This window comes from Brevibacillus choshinensis, from assembly GCF_016811915.1.
GTDB lineage: Bacteria > Bacillota > Bacilli > Brevibacillales > Brevibacillaceae > Brevibacillus > Brevibacillus choshinensis_A.
In genome coordinates this window covers 4962104-4978012 of record NZ_CP069127.1, presented here as the reverse complement: position 1 = coordinate 4978012, position 15909 = coordinate 4962104, and the positions used below count along the sequence as shown (strand labels likewise).

The following is a 15909-nucleotide window of genomic DNA, read 5'->3' as shown; positions in this document are numbered from 1 at the left end:
GGGCAAAGCATGCAGGTGATCGAAGAGCTGCTCCGCAGTATAGAAATCCCGCGGATGGCCAAGGTGAGGCAGCATTTTCACGCCCCGCAGCTGCCCGATGTGGCAGCTGCCGTTCGACAGGCAGTTAGCGATGCAGGCGTGCTTTCGCGGATCGCTCCGGCAGATCGGGTGGCGATCGCGGTCGGAAGCAGAGGCGTTGCCGAGATACCCGTCATTACAAGGGAAGTCGTGAGGATGGTCAAAGCGGCTGGCGGCGAGCCGTTCATCGTACCTGCCATGGGAAGCCACGGGGGAGCAACAGCCGAGGGGCAAAAAGAAGTGCTGGAATCCTTGGGGGTCACGGAGGCATTCATCGAAGCGCCCATTCACTCCACGATGGAGGTCGTGGAGGTGGGCAGACTGCCGAACGGACTGCCCATCTACATGGACCACAACGCCCATCATGCCGACAAGGTCATCGTCATCAATCGGATCAAGCCGCATACGGCATTTCGCGGACCCGTCGAGAGCGGACTGATGAAAATGATTACGATCGGTCTAGGCAAACAGCGAGGAGCCGAAGCTGCTCATGCCTACAGCTTCAAGTACATGGCCGAGCACGTGCAAGAGATGGCCAAGGTGATGATTGAGCATACGCCGATTATTTTCGGAGTGGGGACGATTGAAAATGCGTTCGATCGCCCTGCGAAAGCTGTCGCGATCCCGGCTGAACGCCTCGCTGAGGAAGAGCCGAAGCTGCTGCTCGAAGCGAAGGCACTGATGCCGAAAATCCTGTTCAACCCACTCGACGTACTGGTGGTCGACGAGATCGGCAAGGACATATCGGGGGATGGGATGGATCCGAATATTACGGGGCGCTTCGCCACTCCGTACGCTTCAGGGGGAGTGGAAGCTGCTAGGACGGTCGTGCTCGGCCTGACGGAAAAAACACATGGAAATGCCAACGGGATCGGGCTGGCGGATATTACAACGAAACAGGTTTTTGAAGAGATCGATTGGGTAAAGGGGTACGCGAATGCCTTGACCAGCACCGTCGTAGGCACCGTCAAGCTGCCGATGTTTCTGGAAACGGGAGATCTGGCCGTAAAAGCTGCGATCAAAACCTGCAACGCCTTTGATCTCGGCCGGGTCCGGCTCGTGCGCATCGAAAATACACTCCATGTGCGAGACATCTGGATCTCGGAAAGCCTGCTCCCTGAGGCGAGAGAACGGGAGGATGTCGAGGTGCTGACCGAGGCTGCGGTCATGAGTTTTTCCCATTCGAGCGAAAGGGGCGGGTGAGAGGATGAAGATGACGGCTTTCAAGCTGTATCGGGTGGCGCCCCGCTGGCTGTTCCTCAAAATCGAAACCGATGAAGGAATCGCGGGCTGGGGGGAGCCGATCGTGGAAGGCAGAGCGGGGACGGTGGAAGCGTGCGTCCGGGAGCTCAGCGAATACTTGATCGGCAAATCTCCGCTGACGATCGAGGATCACTGGCAGACATTGTACAGAGGGGGCTTTTACCGGGGCGGACCGATTTTGACGAGTGCCCTGTCGGGAATCGAGCAGGCGCTGTGGGACATCACTGGAAAATATGTTAACCTTCCCGTCTGGCAAATGCTCGGAGGAGCGGCGCGGGAGAAAATACGCGTCTACTCGTGGATCGGCGGAGACCGGCCACATGATGTAGCGGCAGCTGCCAAGGAAAAGGTAGACGCGGGCTACACGGCTGTCAAAATGAACGCGACGGAGGAGCTGAATTACATCGATGCGCACTCCAAGGTGGAGGCTGTCATCGAGCGAATCGCTGCTGTGCGTGAGGCTGTCGGGAAGGATGTCGGGATCGGCATCGACTTTCACGGCCGCGTCCACAAAGCGATGGCGAAGCAGCTGGCCAGAGAGCTGGATCCGTACCGCCCGATGTTTTTAGAGGAGCCTGTGCTGCCGGAAAACAATGAAGCGCTGCGGGAAATTGCCCGTTATACGACTGCGCCGATTGCAACAGGAGAGCGGCAGTACACGCGCTGGGGATTCAAGCAGATTTTGATTGATGGCTATGTGGACATCATCCAGCCCGACCTGTCTCACGCGGGTGGCATTCTCGAGGTGAAAAAGATCGCAGCGATGGCAGAAGCGTTTGATGTGGCGGTGGCTCCGCATTGTCCGCTCGGGCCGATCGCACTGGCGGCCTCCTTGCAGGTCGATGCCTGCACGCCAAACGCCATCCTGCAGGAGCAGAGCCTCGGCATCCACTACAACCAGGGGAGCGACCTGCTCGATTACCTCGCAGATCCTTCGGTGTTTGCCTATCAGGACGGTCATGTCGCCATTCCATCCCGTCCAGGCCTGGGGATTGAGATCAACGAGGAGGCGGTGGAGCAGGCCGCAGCAAAGGGACACGACTGGAGGAATCCGGTGTGGCGCCATGAGGATGGCAGCGTGGCTGAGTGGTAGGAACGTAAGCTTTTACAATAGGAAAAGGAGATTGCGAGCCCATGTCCAAACGTTTTCCGTCGATCCACAACCGGATCAATCCGTATCGCGACAATGTTCAGGGAAAAGCGAATGAACCCATTTGCGTAGCGGGTCTGCTCGATCGAGCCAAGCAAATACTCGGCTCCACCTACGAGGGCCCTGCTCCAGACTGGACGCTGGACGAAATCTACATACGGCTGGAGGAAAATGCGCCGCGCATCGCCATCATCGGCGGATCACCCGACCATCCGGCCCATATCATGGACTTTCAGACGTCGAGTCGTGCGGCCATACGGATCTGGCAAAACGGAGGAGTCCCCTTCTATTTTTCCACTCCGGTCATGTGCGATGGCACGGCCCAGAGCAACCAAGGGATGAGCTATTCCCTGCAGAGCCGCAATGCCGTCGCGCAGATGGTGATCAACCAGCTGGAATCGCACAGCTATCACGGTGCGTTCGTCATACAGGGCTGCGACAAGCAGCCGCTGGGAGTGGTCAGCGCGCTGGCCCACCTGGACCGGATTCGCCAATACCGTGGAGAGGCTCCCTTTTTCGCTACCTTTGCCCCTGCGCACGTGCTGCAGGGAGGGACGATCCCGCCCGCGCTCATGGATGAGCTCGAGCAGGTGGCAAAGTCGGCAGAGGGCAAGGGAGCGCCAGATATTGCCGATGATTTGCGCGATGCCATGGCGTACATCCTGCAGTGCTCTTCCAATACCGCGTTTCAAGGGGTGCTGGAGCGGGCGGTCGATCGCGGAATCATCAGCAAAGAGGCACATAAAGAGTACGAACAGCGTCTGGCGGTTGCCACCTGTGATGGAAAAGGAGGCGTCTGCGCCTTCAATGGTACGGGCAACAGCTCCCGGCATCTGGTGGCGGGTCTCGGCTTGGTTCACCCCGCAGTCGAGCTGCTGACGGCCCCTCCTACCCAGGAGCAGGTGAATCAGGCAGTGGACAGCTTGGCTGCGATGATCAATGAACCAGCTTTTGGTGCGGCCAATGTGATGGCGGCCAACATCCGCAATGCCATCCGCATCCACAGTGCCTCTGGCGGCTCGACCAACCTGATGATGCACATGGTGGCAGCAATGCTGTACGGCGGCTATCGCTTCAGCCTGTGGGAGCTGGATCGGATCCATCATGCGCATCCCGTTCCAGATCTGTTTGATTACAGTCTGACGCAGGGGCGAGATATTTTTGCCCTCGCGATCCAATGCTGCAGCGGCAACAGCCGGGGGATGGAGACGCTGTTCCACGAGCTTTTGCAAAACGGCGTACCCATGGACGTGGATGCGCCGACGGTCACAGGGGGGACCTGGCGGGAGCGTTTGGCGAATCAGGTGAGCCTCTCTGCGACGCATGTGAAAGAAAATCCGATCATCCTCTCGTCTCCGCGCCGGCCGTTCAGTGGCGTGGATGTGCTGACAGGCAATTTCTTTGAGAGCGCCGTGGTGAAAATCAGCGGGATGACCTCGAAGCAGCTGGATGAGTTCGATAAAAAAGCGGCGTTTGTCCTCTACTACGAAAATGAAGACGACGCGAACCGCAGTCTCCTGGACTCGCAGCTCTTGGAGAAGCTGAAGGAGAGCAAAAGCTTTGCACAGGAAAACCTGCTGGCGATGCTCAGGCAAAATGCCCCGGAGCGCTGCGAGGACTGGCACGCACTCGAGTACGATTCGCTGTTTGATCGCATGGTGGAGCATGGCGTATTGAAGATCTCCGTCGTCATCTCCGGGCAGGGGCCGGTGGCTTTCGGCATGCCGGAGATGTTTACGCCGATGCAGCACATCAACGCGAACCGCAACCTCAAGCGACTGGCTACGCTCATCAGCGACGGACGTTACTCCGGTGTGACATACGGGGCCGCCATCGGTCACATGACGCCAGAAGCGTCCGAAGGCGGAGGGATCTTGTACCTGCAGACGGGTGATCTGCTCTATCTGGACCTGCGCGAGAGGCAGATTCAATTCCTGGATGAGGAGCAGTTTCGCCAAGGCCACATCGCCTTTTCATTTGTCGATGTCCAGTCGCAGCGTTCCGAATTGGCCGCGAAGAGACTGTCCGCGATCCGCTCTAGGCAGCGGCTGGTCGCAGCGAGCAACCGCATGACGGGACATACGGATGCGGCGAACGGCGTCGTGCCGCTCAGCGTCTGGGAGGAAGCACAGATGGACTATCAAGTAGATGTCATCTTACCCACACAGGGAAGCAAAGGGGGAAAAGGTGTTGAAGCAAACGCGTGAGTTGATCGAAAAACTGGGCTTTCCGGCAAGTGATTGCCATGATCTGCCTACCTCGACCAAGCGATTCCCGGACGGCGCACAGTACCGCGTCGAAATCCCCAGCGTCGAGGGGCCGGCCTCCTTCGAAGCGGTAGTGGAGGCATGCCAGACGTACGGTGTGACGATTCACCGGATCTCCCAAGGCAGTGGAATCATGCTGCTCACCGATGAGGAGCTGGGGCAGATGGCGGCCATCGGGCAGCGGGAGAATCTCGAAGTGAGCTTGTTCGTGGGACCGCGGGGGACCTGGGATATCACCCCGATGTCATGGGCCAGCGCGGGAAAAATCACCGGACTCCGCTCGCAAGGCATGGATCAGCTCGTCTATGCCATCGAAGACGTCAAACGTGCCTGCCGTATGGGAATCCGCAGCATTCTGGTAGCGGATGAAGGGCTGCTGTGGCTGGTAAACGAGTTCAAGAAAACGGGAGAGCTCCCGGATGACCTGCTCGTCAAAGTTTCCGTGCAAATGGCGCAGGCGAATCCCGTATCGATCCGGCTGATCGAGCAAATCGGCGCCGGCACGTACAACGTCCCGACAGACCTGACGCTGGCACGCCTGGCAGCCATCCGGCAAGCCATCGATATCCCGATTGATATTTACGTAGAGGCCCCAGACGACATCGGGGGGTTCATCCGCCATTACGAGATACCGGAAATCATCCGGGTCGCAGCTCCGGTATACATCAAGTTCGGCCTGCGCAATTCACCGAACATTTATCCATCGGGTACCCACCTGGAGCAGACGTCCATCAGTCTGTGCAGGGAGCGAGTCCGCCGCGCTCGCATCGGACTGGATATGATTTCGCGCTACGCTCCTGAGCTGACTACGTCGCAAAAAGGCGCAATCGGCCTGGCTGTCCCTGCTCTCCCTGTCCAAGAGGAACGCGTATGGACGTAGTGACCTTTGGCGAGACGATGGTGCTTTTCCATCCGGTATCGGTGGGGCCGCTCCGGTTCGCCGCCCAGTTTGAGAAAACGATAGGCGGTGCGGAATCCAATGTCGCCATCGGGCTGGCTCGCCTCGGTCATCAGGTGAGCTGGGTGAGCCGGCTGGGCGATGATGAATTCGGGCTTTTCATCCGCAATTTCATCCGCGGCGAAGGGGTGGACACCTCCCATGTGGTATTCGACCCCGATCACCCGACCGCCGTGTTCTTCAAAGAAAGGCAGCACGGAAAAGAGCCCAAGGTTTATTACTATCGCAAAGATTCGGCAGCAAGCCGCCTCGGGCCAGAGGACATCAGCGAGGAGCTGATCGCAGGGGCGAAATTCTTACACGTGACGGGAATCACACCAGCACTCAGCCCGTCATGCAGGGAGGCGCTTTATCAAGCCATCGACAAGGCAAAGCGGAATCAAGTCACTGTAGTGTTTGATCCCAATGTCCGGCTGAAGCTCTGGAAAAAGGAAGAGGCGCGCGCCGTACTCGCCGATATCGCCAGCAGGTGTGACATCGTTCTCCCAGGCTGGGAAGAGGGCTGCCTTCTCACGGGGGAAGACAGTCCGGAGCGGATCGCGGAGCGTCTGCTGCAAAAAGGGTCAAAAGCAGTCGTCATCAAGCTGGGGGAACGCGGTGCGTACTATGCGACGGGGGCTGAGAGTGAGTACGTATCCGGTTTTTCCGTCGAGGAGATTGTCGATCCGATTGGGGCGGGCGACGGCTTTGCCGCCGGTTTTTTGTCGGGGCTCCTCAGAGGCTGGTCGTATCGGGATGCCGTCCGGCTGGGCAACCGCATCGGTGCCTATGCCCTGACTGTAGCGGGGGATGTAGAAGGCTACCCGTTCTGGTCACAGGTGATGGGCGGTCGGGAGGAGGTCATGCGGTAGCCCGGACGGAGATGGAGAAAAAGGAGGAAGAAGCAATTGCTACCGAAAACAATGCTGCTGGAAAAGCTGGTGGAGAGCGGTGTGATCGCCGTGGTTCGCAGGATTCCCACGGAGAAGATCGACCGCGTGGCGGAAAGTCTGGTGAGGGGAGGGGTCACGGCTCTAGAGATCACGGTGGATTCAGAGGATGCCTTTTCATCCATCGCCAGACTCAGTCGACAGCTGAGGGGCGTAGCCATCGTCGGGGCGGGTACGGTGATCGATGCAGAAGCGGCAGCGATGGCCATCCAGAGTGGAGCGGACTTTCTGTTCAGTCCCAGCCTGCACCACGAAGTGATCCGGGTAGCTGCCCGTCACGGCAAGATCTGCGTGCCGGGCGTCCTGACACCTACGGAAATGATCACGGCCATCGAGTGGGGGGCTGATCTGGTGAAGCTGTTCCCGGCAGCCAGCTTTGGGCCCGCTTATCTGCAGGCTGTCAAAGCTCCCTTCCCACACATTCCGATCATCCCGACCGGCGGAATCGACGAGCAAAATGCCTCCTCGTTCATCCAGGCGGGAGCAGCGGCGCTGGGAATCGGCGGAACCTTGCTGGACCGGAAGCTGATCGAAGCAGGCGACTTTGGAGCTTTGGAAAAAACGGCCAAAACGTACGTGGAGCTGGTTCGCGAAGCGCGTCGCGCAGGCAATGAAAGCGGATGCGAAAGATGATTCAAACGTCGTAATTCTATGGTAAGATAACACCAAATCATTCCGTAATTACGACGTAAAAGGATGGATAAAATGCCAATTATTCAAGCTGTGGAGCGCGCGCTGAAGATTCTCGATCTCTTTGACGAACAAGAGCAGGAATTGAAGATCACAGACATCAGTGAGCGAATGCAGTTGCACAAAAGCACGGTTCATTCCCTCTTAAAAACACTGCAGGTGCATGGATATATCGACCAAAACCCGGAGAACGGCAAATACCGGCTGGGAATGAAACTATTCGAGCGAGGAAACTTTGTCATCCATGGTTTGGATATTCGGAAAGTAGCAAAGAGATATCTCGTGGACCTGTCGATGAAGACGGGGCAGACCACTCATCTCGTGATTCTCGATGACAAAGAGGGCGTCTATATCGACAAAGTAGAGGGACCGCAGGCGACGATTCTGTACTCGCGAATCGGCAGGAGGATTCCCGTTCACTCCAGCGGTGTAGGGAAGGCTCTCCTCGCATGGAAAAGCGAAAAAGAGCTGCAAAATGTATTGAAGGACTATCGCTATGTGCCGCAGACGCCCAAGACGATTGCCAACGAACAAGAGCTGCGGGCAGAGCTGCAAAAAGTTCGTGAGCAGGGGTATGCAGTCGACAATCAGGAGAACGAAGCGGGGGTGCGCTGCATTGCTGTACCGATCCGCAACCATCAGGCGCAGGTGATTGCAGCTGTCAGCATTTCCACGTTGCTATCCCGTGTCGATGATCAGCAGCTGGAGCAATTTCTCCATTTGCTAAAAGGGGCTGCGGATGAGATGTCCGAGCAGATGGGCTACGGAATCGCCGCAAGAAACCATTGAAGCTGCCATACTTCTATGCGTTATGTACGACGAGAATACAGAACGAGGTTCTATAATATAAAACTGTGGAGGATGACCTATGCGAATCATTCGATTTTTGCAAAGCGGCGGTACGCCTATCTTAGCGGCTGTTACAGACGATTCTCGCGTCTATCGATTGCCGCAAAACGATTTCATGGAGCTAGTCAGGGAGGCGGATGAGGAGGGGAAAACTCCTCTGGCATGGATCCAGGGCATCATTTCCAGCGGGGAGCCGATCCCCGAAATGCTGGAAGAGCTTGAACTGGTCGTACCTTTGGAAGCAGCTGAGGTATGGGCCTGCGGCGTGACCTACGAACGCAGCAGGGACGCACGCAATTACGAAGCGACAGGCGGCAAGCTCGATGCTTCCACCTTCTACGATAAAGTGTACGAGGCCCAGCGTCCGGAGATCTTCTTCAAGTCCACGGCGGCACGTACGGTGGGACCGGGCAGGGATCTGTACCTGCGAAGCGATTCCAATTGGCAAATCCCCGAGCCCGAGCTGGGACTGGTGCTTTCACGGGAGGGGCGAATCGTCGGCTACACGGTCGGCAACGACATGAGCTGCCGCGATATTGAAGGAGAAAATCCGCTCTATTTGCCGCAAGCGAAAATGTGGAAAGGCTCGTGCTCGATCGGCCCAGCCATTCGCCTCGTCGAAACGGTAGAGGATCCTTACTCGTTCCAGATCGTCTGCCGCATTTTCCGGGAGGGTGAAAAAGTGGTCGAAGGTTCCGCTAGCACGGGGCAGCTGAAACGAAAACTCGATGAGCTCGTTTCCTATTTGCTGCGAGACAACACCATTTTTGATGGAACGGTTTTGCTGACTGGCACCTGCATCGTGCCGCCGGATGAATTTACCCTGCTGGATGGGGATCGCGTCGAGATCGAGATTGAAGGGATCGGCGTACTGTCCAACCCTGTGAAAAGCCAGGTCGCTGGGAGCATCCCGGTATGACGCGGTTGGCGGGAAAGGTAGCTGTCGTCACTGGGGCAGCTTCTGGCATCGGGGAAGCGATTGCCCGTCGCCTAGTAAGAGAGGGGGCATTCGTAGCGGTTTGTGACCTCGACGGGCACAGAGGACCTGAAGTCGCGGCTGCATTGGAACAGGAGGAGAGCGGAGCACAGTTTTTCTCTCTCGATGTCAGCCAGGAGGAGCAAGTGCGAAGCGTCCTGCAGGAGATTGCCGATCGTTATCAGAAAATTGACATTATGGTGAATAATGCGGGCATAGGCAAGGCTGGAACGGTGCTGGAGCAGACAGAAGCAGAATGGGATGCGATGATGAGCGTCAATGCCAAGGGGGCGTTTTTCGGGTGCAAGTACGCCGTCAGGCAAATGCTGATGCAAAAAGACCGTGGCAGTATCATCAATATCGCATCTGTAGCGGGGATGGTCGGCGTGCTGAACCGCGCTGGCTATTGCGCTTCGAAAGCGGCTATCGTGGGCCTGACCAAATCGGTCGCTTCGGATTTTGCGGAGGCGGGCATCCGGGTGAACGCCATATCGCCGGGTACAGTCGACTCCCCTTGGATTCAAAAAATATTGGCAGGTCAGCCGGAGCCGGAGGTTGCCAGAAGTCAGATGGAGCAGCGCCAGCCGATCGGGCGTATGGGCACCCCGGAGGAGATTGCCCATCTGGTCTGCTTTCTCGCAAGTGACGAGGCTTCGTTCATTACCGGAAGCAACTACGTGGCCGACGGCGGATTGACGGCTAGATAAGGGCGATTTGTAGAGGAGGGAACAGGCGTGGAAGGTGAGTACAAGACGGTCATGATGAAGCCTCAGGACAAAGTGGCGGTAGCTCTTGAAACGATTCCCGCAGGAGCGACGGTCACCGTCAATTGCGAGGATCGCGCCACCCGGGTTACGCTGCGCGATTCGATTGAGTTTGGCCACAAATTTGCTGTCTCCGCTATCGGACAGGGGGAGGACATCCTCAAATACGGCGAGGTGATTGGCGTGGCGACGCAGGCGATTCAGCCAGGGGAGCATGTCCACATCCACAATCTCGAAGGCAAACGGGGAAGGGGCGATCGCATTGTCGAAGCAAGATAGCGGGAAATTCTGGGGCTACCGGAGTCCGGACGGGCGGGTCGGAGTGCGCAACCACGTGCTGATCCTTCCAACCATCACATGCGCCACACAGGCGGCCAAGCAAATCACGGAGCTGGTGAAAGGGACCGTATCGTTCATCCATCAGCATGGCTGCGCGCAGGTCGGTGTGGATTACGAGCAAACCTTTCGCACGTACGTGGGCATGGGGGCGAACCCCAACGTATACGGCGTGGTCGTTCTCGGACTCGGCTGCGAGACCCATCAGGCGAGGAGCGTGGCGGGAGAAATCGCCAAGACGGGAAAGCCAGTGGAAGTGGTCTCGATTCAGGATCACGGTGGGACGCTGTTCACGATAGCGCAGGGAGCCAAGATCGCTGCCAAAATGGTGCAGGATGCTTCCATGCAGCGCAGGGAACTGTGTGATTTCAGCGAGCTGATCATCGGGACGGAATGCGGAGGCTCCGACGCTTGCTCGGGTCTGTCTGCAAATCCGGCAGTCGGCGTCGTCAGTGATCTGATCGTCGACTATGGAGGCACCTCTATCCTGGCGGAGACGACGGAGCTGATCGGGGCGGAGCATTTGCTGGCGGATCGGGCAGCCGATGAGAAGGTAGCCAAGCGAGTCTACGAAGTCATCAAGGCCATGGAAGACCGCGCCTTTTTGATGGGAGTGGATATTCGCACAGGCAATCCGAGTCCGGGAAATATCAAGGGCGGTCTCAGCTCCCTGGAAGAAAAATCGCTCGGTGCGGCTAACAAAGCGGGAAGCAGGCCCTTGCAGGAGCTGATCGATTATGCGCAGACTCCGACTAAAAAAGGGCTGGTCTGGATGGATACGCCCGGGCATGACATCGAGCAGCTGACGGGAATGGTAGCGGGGGGAGCGCAGGTGGTTCTGTTTACCACTGGCAGGGGGACGCCCACAGGCTCACCGATTGCACCCGTGATCAAAATCGCAACCAACTCCGCCATTTTTGAAAAGATGGGTGACAACATCGACATCAATGCGGGTACGATCATCGACGGAACGGAATCCATCCAGTCTGTCGGGCGCCGGCTTTTTGACGAAGTAGGGCTCGTCGCTTCCGGAAAAATGACCAAAGCGGAAATTCTGGGGCAGCATGACTTCGGGATATGGCGCATCGGACCGACATTCTAAGAAAAAGGAGAGAGAACATGACTGTCAAAACGGAAGTGAAAACGTATTTGAACTACGTGAATGGAGAGTGGGTCCCGTCTTTGGACAATGTCGTGGAAGCGAGCATCAATCCCGCGAACAAGGAAGACATCGTCGGGTACGTGCAGAAATCGGGAGCGGGTGATTTGGAGAAAGCGGTCACCGCTGCCAAGCAGGCACAACAGGCGTGGCGCAAGCTGTCCGCTCCAGCCAGGGGAGAGTTTCTCTACCAAGTGGCCAATGCCATGGAAAAACGTCTCGATGAGATTGCGGAAACCATGACCCGGGAAATGGGCAAAACGTTCGCAGAAGCCAAAGGGGAAACGGCCCGGGGAATCGCGATTCTGCGCTACTACGCAGGCGAGGGCATGCGCAAGGTCGGAGACGTCATTCCTTCCACCGACAGCGAAGGGTTGATGTTTACCACTCGCGCACCACTCGGAGTCGTCGGTGTCATCACACCATGGAACTTTCCTGTCGCCATCCCGATCTGGAAAATGGCTCCCGCTCTCGTGTATGGGAACGTGGTCGTCTTCAAGCCAGCGCAGGAGGTGGCGGTGACAGCCGCCAAGATCATCGAGTGCATGGATGCTGCAGGACTGCCGGCGGGCGTGGTCAATCTGGTAACCGGACCAGGCTCTGTCATTGGTCAGGGGATCATCGACCACCCGGACATCAACGGGATTACCTTTACCGGCTCAGATACGGTAGGCAAACGAGTCGGGCTCGGGGCGCTTGCTCGAGGTGCGAAATATCAGCTGGAGATGGGCGGCAAAAACCCGGTGATTGTCGCAGACGATGCCGACCTGGATCTTGCCGTGGAAGCGACCATCAGCGGGGGGCTTCGCTCTACCGGGCAAAAGTGCACCGCCACGAGCCGCGTCCTGATCCAGGGCGGGGTGTACGAGGCATTCAAACAAAAGCTGCTGGCCAGAGTGGCTCAGCTATCCATTGGTGATGGCATGCAGAGCACGACCTGGATGGGGCCATGCGCGAGCGAGAATCAATTGAAAACCGTGCTGTCCTACATCGAAAAAGGCAAAGCGGAAGGGGCCACGCTCCTTTACGGCGGCTCCCGCCTCACGGCAAACGGTTTGGATCGGGGCTTTTTCGTGGAACCTACGATTTTCGAGGACGTCACGAGCGATATGGTCATTTCCCAAGAAGAGATTTTTGGGCCCGTTCTGGCTTTGATCCGGGTGGACACATTGGAGCAGGCGATTGAATTGGCCAACGATGTGCAATACGGCTTGAGCGCATCGATTTTCACCAAAAACATTGCGAACATTCTTTCTTTCGTGGGTGAAATCGAAGCAGGACTTGTGAGAATCAACGCCGAATCAGCCGGTGTAGAGCTTCAGGCGCCGTTTGGAGGCATGAAGCAGTCCAGCTCCCACTCGCGCGAGCAAGGGCAAGCGGCCATCGAATTTTTCACGTCAATCAAAACAGTCTTTATCAAGCCTTAACCAGTAGGAGGAAGACCATGATTACCGTTGCATTTCACAAGCAGGATAGAATCGCTCTTGGCGTCAAGACGAACAAAGGCATTCTCGACGTGCAGGCAGCAGCTGCAAAGGATTCGGAGTGGAGAGGCGTTCCTGCAACTGTCGAAGCACTCCTTGCAGGGGGAGTAGAAAGCAGGCAGCTGCTCGCGAGACTGACGGACGCCGTGTACGGTGAAGATAGCCTGTTTCATCCGGAAGAAGAGCTGGCGTTTGCTCCTGCAGTCCCCGCGCCCTCCAAGATCATCTGCGTCGGGCTGAACTACAAAAAGCACGCGGACGAATGCAACATGGCCTATCCGGCTACTCCTATCCTGTTCAGCAAGTTTGCCAATGCGCTGGCGGGACATCAGGAGGACGTTCCGATACCGGCAGCGTCCCAGAAGGTCGACTACGAGGCAGAGCTTGCCATTGTGATCGGCCAAACAGCGAGCAGCGTATCAAAAGAAGAGGCGCTATCGTACGTCTACGGATACTGCAGCGCCAATGATGTATCCGCCCGGGATCTGCAATTTACGACCTCGCAGTGGCTGTTGGGCAAGACGTGCGACAAGTTTTGCCCGATCGGCCCCTATCTCGTCAGTGCGGAGGAAGTAGGCGATCCGGATCAGCTCCAGGTTCGGACCTATGTCAACGGGGAGCTGCGCCAAAACTCCAACACATCGGACATGATCTTCTCGTGCCCGGAGATCATCAGCTATATCTCCCAGCACATGACCCTGAACCCTGGGGACGTGATCCTGACGGGAACGCCGGAGGGAGTGATTACCGGCTTCCCTGCCGAACAGCAGGTCTGGCTCAAGGACGGCGATGTGGTGACGGTGGAGATCGAAAAGCTGGGGCAGCTGACCAATACGTTCCGAAACGCCTGATTGGCAAAAGGAAAAGCACTCCATTCGTGGGGTGCTTTTTTCATGCTTCAATTGCTCTTTTCCTTGGCCAAACAGTCCTGCTTCGACCTCGCCTGTCTCGGGTAGGAATCCAGCCTGGGAATGGAAATGAAATAGGAAAAAAGGAACAAGATGCAAAATGGCTGTGTTTGTTTTATACTAACGGAAGGTAGTAGCGCAACCCGGGCTGGTCATGGCCTAGGTTTCCTATTCCTTGCGAAAAGGCAGTTCTCTTACAGAGTTCTGGAGGTGAATTTATGGCAAATTACGTTTGTTTGCCAGATACTGCAGCCACTCATGCAAAGCCGAAACGGGTAGAGGCGATACTTTGCATGGGGCGGACAATCAGATAATCTATCGCCCATGAGCGTATTGCATATCCCTTTCATTTGGCTTTGCAGACCTTATTTTTTTCATTCAAAATAAGGGGCTGGCGAAAATGAAATACGTGAATGCAACCGCGATTTTACCAGAAGCGCTGATCGAAGAAATCCAGAAATATGTGCAAGGCGAGACCATCTATATTCCCAAACCGGAGACCACCTACCAGAAATGGGGGACGCGCTCTGGAACGAGGAAGATGATTGACGACCGCAATCGCGCCATGAAAGCATCTTTCAAGCGCGGCGTATCGATCGATCAGTTGGCGATCGACCATTGCCTTTCCGTGGAGACGATCAAGAAAATCGTGTATACAAAATGATGAAGACAACGATAGAAGCACTGTAAGCCATAGACGCTCACAGTGCTTTTTGCTTGGTTTGAGGAGCTTTGGAAAAATATATGTAACTGTCAGCTCCTTCCAATCGTCTATAGGAGGAACCCCCAAACGATAGGAAGAAAGAGGAGCAACCGATGAGACTTGCAAAACCGTTTCACACCATTCTCACTTTGTGTCTGGCTTTGCTGTTTATGCCGCACGCCGTGCAAGCCGAGCAACAGAGCGCCCCGCAAAGTGACGCCATCCCAAAAGATAGAGAAATTCAAGTCCCTCCTGGCTTGACGGAGCCGTTCTTTGTTCCTTTCATGCTACCGAATCAGGACTGGGATAAATTCCGCAAACCGTTCCCATCTTTCGCACTCGTTTCTCCAGCGGGAAAAGTGATGTCCCATCAGACATATTCGGAATGGCCAGGCTATATCAGTCCGTTTCGAAATGGATACGGCTTCTTTCAAACAGGTACTCAGTTCAAATTCAGCGAGTATGTCATTTACGACAAGCAAGGGAACATCCAGGAGAAGGCCTCGTACGATCATTCCTTCTCGCAATTGGACGGCGAATGGTTTTTGTTTCAGCCGCAAGTAGGACAGTCTACCTTTTACAATGCGCGCACGAAAGCCTCCAAACCGCTTGCCGGTGAGGAACAATGGTGGAGCATTCCCGACCAATTTACAGGAAAAGTCACTTACGATGCCCAACATTACCCATTTGTAAAAAATAACGTGGTCAACGGGGCACTCATTTCTTACAAGCTCGGTTTGAAAGACATGAATGGTAAAGTAACCTGCCCGCCGATTTTCGATGAATATATGGGGTACAGCGAAGGCTTGCACCGTGTAAAAATAAGCGGTATGACGCACTTCATCACGCATGAAGGGAAAGTCGTATTGAAGCCATCACGCAACTACAAGGTGGAATCCAATTTTCATTCGGGCGTATTCATCGTATCCGGGAAAAAGGATCAGGATGAATTTTATTTGCTGATGGACAAAAAAGGGGCTTTCGTTTCCAAAAAGTACGCCTTTCTGAAGGAGACGAGTGACGGACAGTTTCTTGCTGTTTCAAAGACGAAGGACGGCTATTTCTTTCAAAAAATAAATGCGCAGGACATGCCGACCACGACACTCCATTACAAGATGGATCGTCCTGAAGAGCTAAAGCAGCTGAGGCAGACCGGCAAGCTGTTCCACACCGATACCCATATCGTGGCGGACATGTTGAACAGGCAGCCATTCCCGTTTCCTCACAAGCTGCTGACGCCTCCGAGAAACGAGACGGTCGCGATCGAATACACCGCTGCAGGTCTGAAACGAATGGGGACGTTTTCCCATGAGGGGCGACAGATTTATTCGAGACCGGCGAAATAGTATGCCAAGATCATTTCCGAATCATCTTCTCCCTTTAGACCCGACCGCA

At 56.0% G+C, this 15909-nt stretch carries 15 protein-coding genes; all 15 read left to right on the top strand.

The window, feature by feature from the left end; genetic code table 11:
* The first annotated feature begins 9 nt into the window (after positions 1 to 9).
* Entirely contained in the window at positions 10 to 1281 is a 1272-nt protein-coding gene (locus tag JNE38_RS24910; RefSeq protein WP_203353777.1) for a nickel pincer cofactor-dependent isomerase, group 22, read from the top strand.
* Positions 1282 to 1285: 4 nt separating this feature from the next.
* Positions 1286 to 2434, top strand: a complete 1149-nt coding sequence (gene dgoD / locus JNE38_RS24905; protein ID WP_203353776.1) for a galactonate dehydratase — start codon at positions 1286 to 1288, stop codon at positions 2432 to 2434.
* Positions 2435 to 2475: 41 nt separating this feature from the next.
* The gene (locus tag JNE38_RS24900) at positions 2476 to 4698 is read left to right on the top strand and encodes a dihydroxy-acid dehydratase domain-containing protein (RefSeq protein WP_203353775.1); all 2223 of its coding nucleotides are present in this window, start codon (positions 2476 to 2478) and stop codon (positions 4696 to 4698) included.
* Positions 4682 to 5638 (top strand): U32 family peptidase, encoded by a 957-nt coding sequence (locus JNE38_RS24895; protein ID WP_203357734.1) that lies wholly within the window; start codon positions 4682 to 4684, stop codon positions 5636 to 5638. The genes JNE38_RS24900 and JNE38_RS24895 overlap by 17 nt, the downstream gene beginning before the upstream one ends.
* Complete coding sequence (locus JNE38_RS24890) at positions 5629 to 6567, top strand: sugar kinase (protein WP_203353774.1); 939 nt, start codon at positions 5629 to 5631, stop codon at positions 6565 to 6567. The genes JNE38_RS24895 and JNE38_RS24890 overlap by 10 nt, the downstream gene beginning before the upstream one ends.
* Positions 6568 to 6603: 36 nt before the next feature.
* Positions 6604 to 7278 carry a bifunctional 4-hydroxy-2-oxoglutarate aldolase/2-dehydro-3-deoxy-phosphogluconate aldolase gene (locus JNE38_RS24885; RefSeq protein WP_203353773.1) on the top strand — a complete coding sequence of 225 codons (675 nt, stop codon included), beginning with the start codon at positions 6604 to 6606 and terminating at the stop codon, positions 7276 to 7278.
* A gap of 72 nt (positions 7279 to 7350) precedes the next feature.
* The gene (locus tag JNE38_RS24880) at positions 7351 to 8124 is read left to right on the top strand and encodes an IclR family transcriptional regulator (protein ID WP_203353772.1); all 774 of its coding nucleotides are present in this window, start codon (positions 7351 to 7353) and stop codon (positions 8122 to 8124) included.
* A 79-nt stretch (positions 8125 to 8203) separates the two neighbouring features.
* Entirely contained in the window at positions 8204 to 9103 is a 900-nt protein-coding gene (locus JNE38_RS24875; protein WP_203353771.1) for a fumarylacetoacetate hydrolase family protein, read from the top strand.
* Positions 9100 to 9867, top strand: a complete 768-nt coding sequence (locus tag JNE38_RS24870; protein WP_203353770.1) for an SDR family NAD(P)-dependent oxidoreductase — start codon at positions 9100 to 9102, stop codon at positions 9865 to 9867. Before JNE38_RS24875 ends, JNE38_RS24870 begins: the two co-directional genes overlap by 4 nt.
* 27 nt (positions 9868 to 9894) lie before the next feature.
* Complete coding sequence (locus JNE38_RS24865) at positions 9895 to 10203, top strand: UxaA family hydrolase (RefSeq protein WP_238933455.1); 309 nt, start codon at positions 9895 to 9897, stop codon at positions 10201 to 10203.
* Positions 10187 to 11362 (top strand): UxaA family hydrolase, encoded by a 1176-nt coding sequence (locus JNE38_RS24860; RefSeq protein WP_238933454.1) that lies wholly within the window; start codon positions 10187 to 10189, stop codon positions 11360 to 11362. The genes JNE38_RS24865 and JNE38_RS24860 overlap by 17 nt, the downstream gene beginning before the upstream one ends.
* Positions 11363 to 11379: 17 nt before the next feature.
* Positions 11380 to 12846: an alpha-ketoglutaric semialdehyde dehydrogenase GucD gene (gene gucD / locus JNE38_RS24855; RefSeq protein ID WP_203353768.1), complete on the top strand. Its 1467-nt coding sequence runs from the start codon at positions 11380 to 11382 to the stop codon at positions 12844 to 12846.
* A 17-nt stretch (positions 12847 to 12863) separates the two neighbouring features.
* Entirely contained in the window at positions 12864 to 13754 is an 891-nt protein-coding gene (locus JNE38_RS24850) for a fumarylacetoacetate hydrolase family protein (protein ID WP_203353767.1), read from the top strand.
* 457 nt (positions 13755 to 14211) lie between these two features.
* Positions 14212 to 14475 (top strand): CD3324 family protein, encoded by a 264-nt coding sequence (locus JNE38_RS24845; RefSeq protein ID WP_203353766.1) that lies wholly within the window; start codon positions 14212 to 14214, stop codon positions 14473 to 14475.
* Positions 14476 to 14627: 152 nt separating this feature from the next.
* Positions 14628 to 15860: a hypothetical protein gene (locus JNE38_RS24840; protein WP_203353765.1), complete on the top strand. Its 1233-nt coding sequence runs from the start codon at positions 14628 to 14630 to the stop codon at positions 15858 to 15860.
* Positions 15861 to 15909: the final 49 nt, after the last annotated feature.

Bases quoted from the DNA above. Each gene is read 5' to 3' on its own strand.
- JNE38_RS24890 (WP_203353774.1), top strand. From the start codon at position 5,629: ATGGACGTAGTGACCTTTGGCGAGACGATGGTGCTTTTCCATCCGGTA.
- JNE38_RS24875 (WP_203353771.1), top strand. From the start codon at position 8,204: ATGCGAATCATTCGATTTTTGCAAAGCGGCGGTACGCCTATCTTAGCG.
- gucD (WP_203353768.1), top strand. From the start codon at position 11,380: ATGACTGTCAAAACGGAAGTGAAAACGTATTTGAACTACGTGAATGGA.
- JNE38_RS24845 (WP_203353766.1), top strand. From the start codon at position 14,212: ATGAAATACGTGAATGCAACCGCGATTTTACCAGAAGCGCTGATCGAA.
- JNE38_RS24880 (WP_203353772.1), top strand. From the start codon at position 7,351: ATGCCAATTATTCAAGCTGTGGAGCGCGCGCTGAAGATTCTCGATCTC.
- JNE38_RS24910 (WP_203353777.1), top strand. From the start codon at position 10: ATGCAGGTGATCGAAGAGCTGCTCCGCAGTATAGAAATCCCGCGGATG.
- dgoD (WP_203353776.1), top strand. From the start codon at position 1,286: ATGAAGATGACGGCTTTCAAGCTGTATCGGGTGGCGCCCCGCTGGCTG.
- JNE38_RS24870 (WP_203353770.1), top strand. From the start codon at position 9,100: ATGACGCGGTTGGCGGGAAAGGTAGCTGTCGTCACTGGGGCAGCTTCT.
- JNE38_RS24850 (WP_203353767.1), top strand. From the start codon at position 12,864: ATGATTACCGTTGCATTTCACAAGCAGGATAGAATCGCTCTTGGCGTC.
- JNE38_RS24840 (WP_203353765.1), top strand. From the start codon at position 14,628: ATGAGACTTGCAAAACCGTTTCACACCATTCTCACTTTGTGTCTGGCT.
- JNE38_RS24900 (WP_203353775.1), top strand. From the start codon at position 2,476: ATGTCCAAACGTTTTCCGTCGATCCACAACCGGATCAATCCGTATCGC.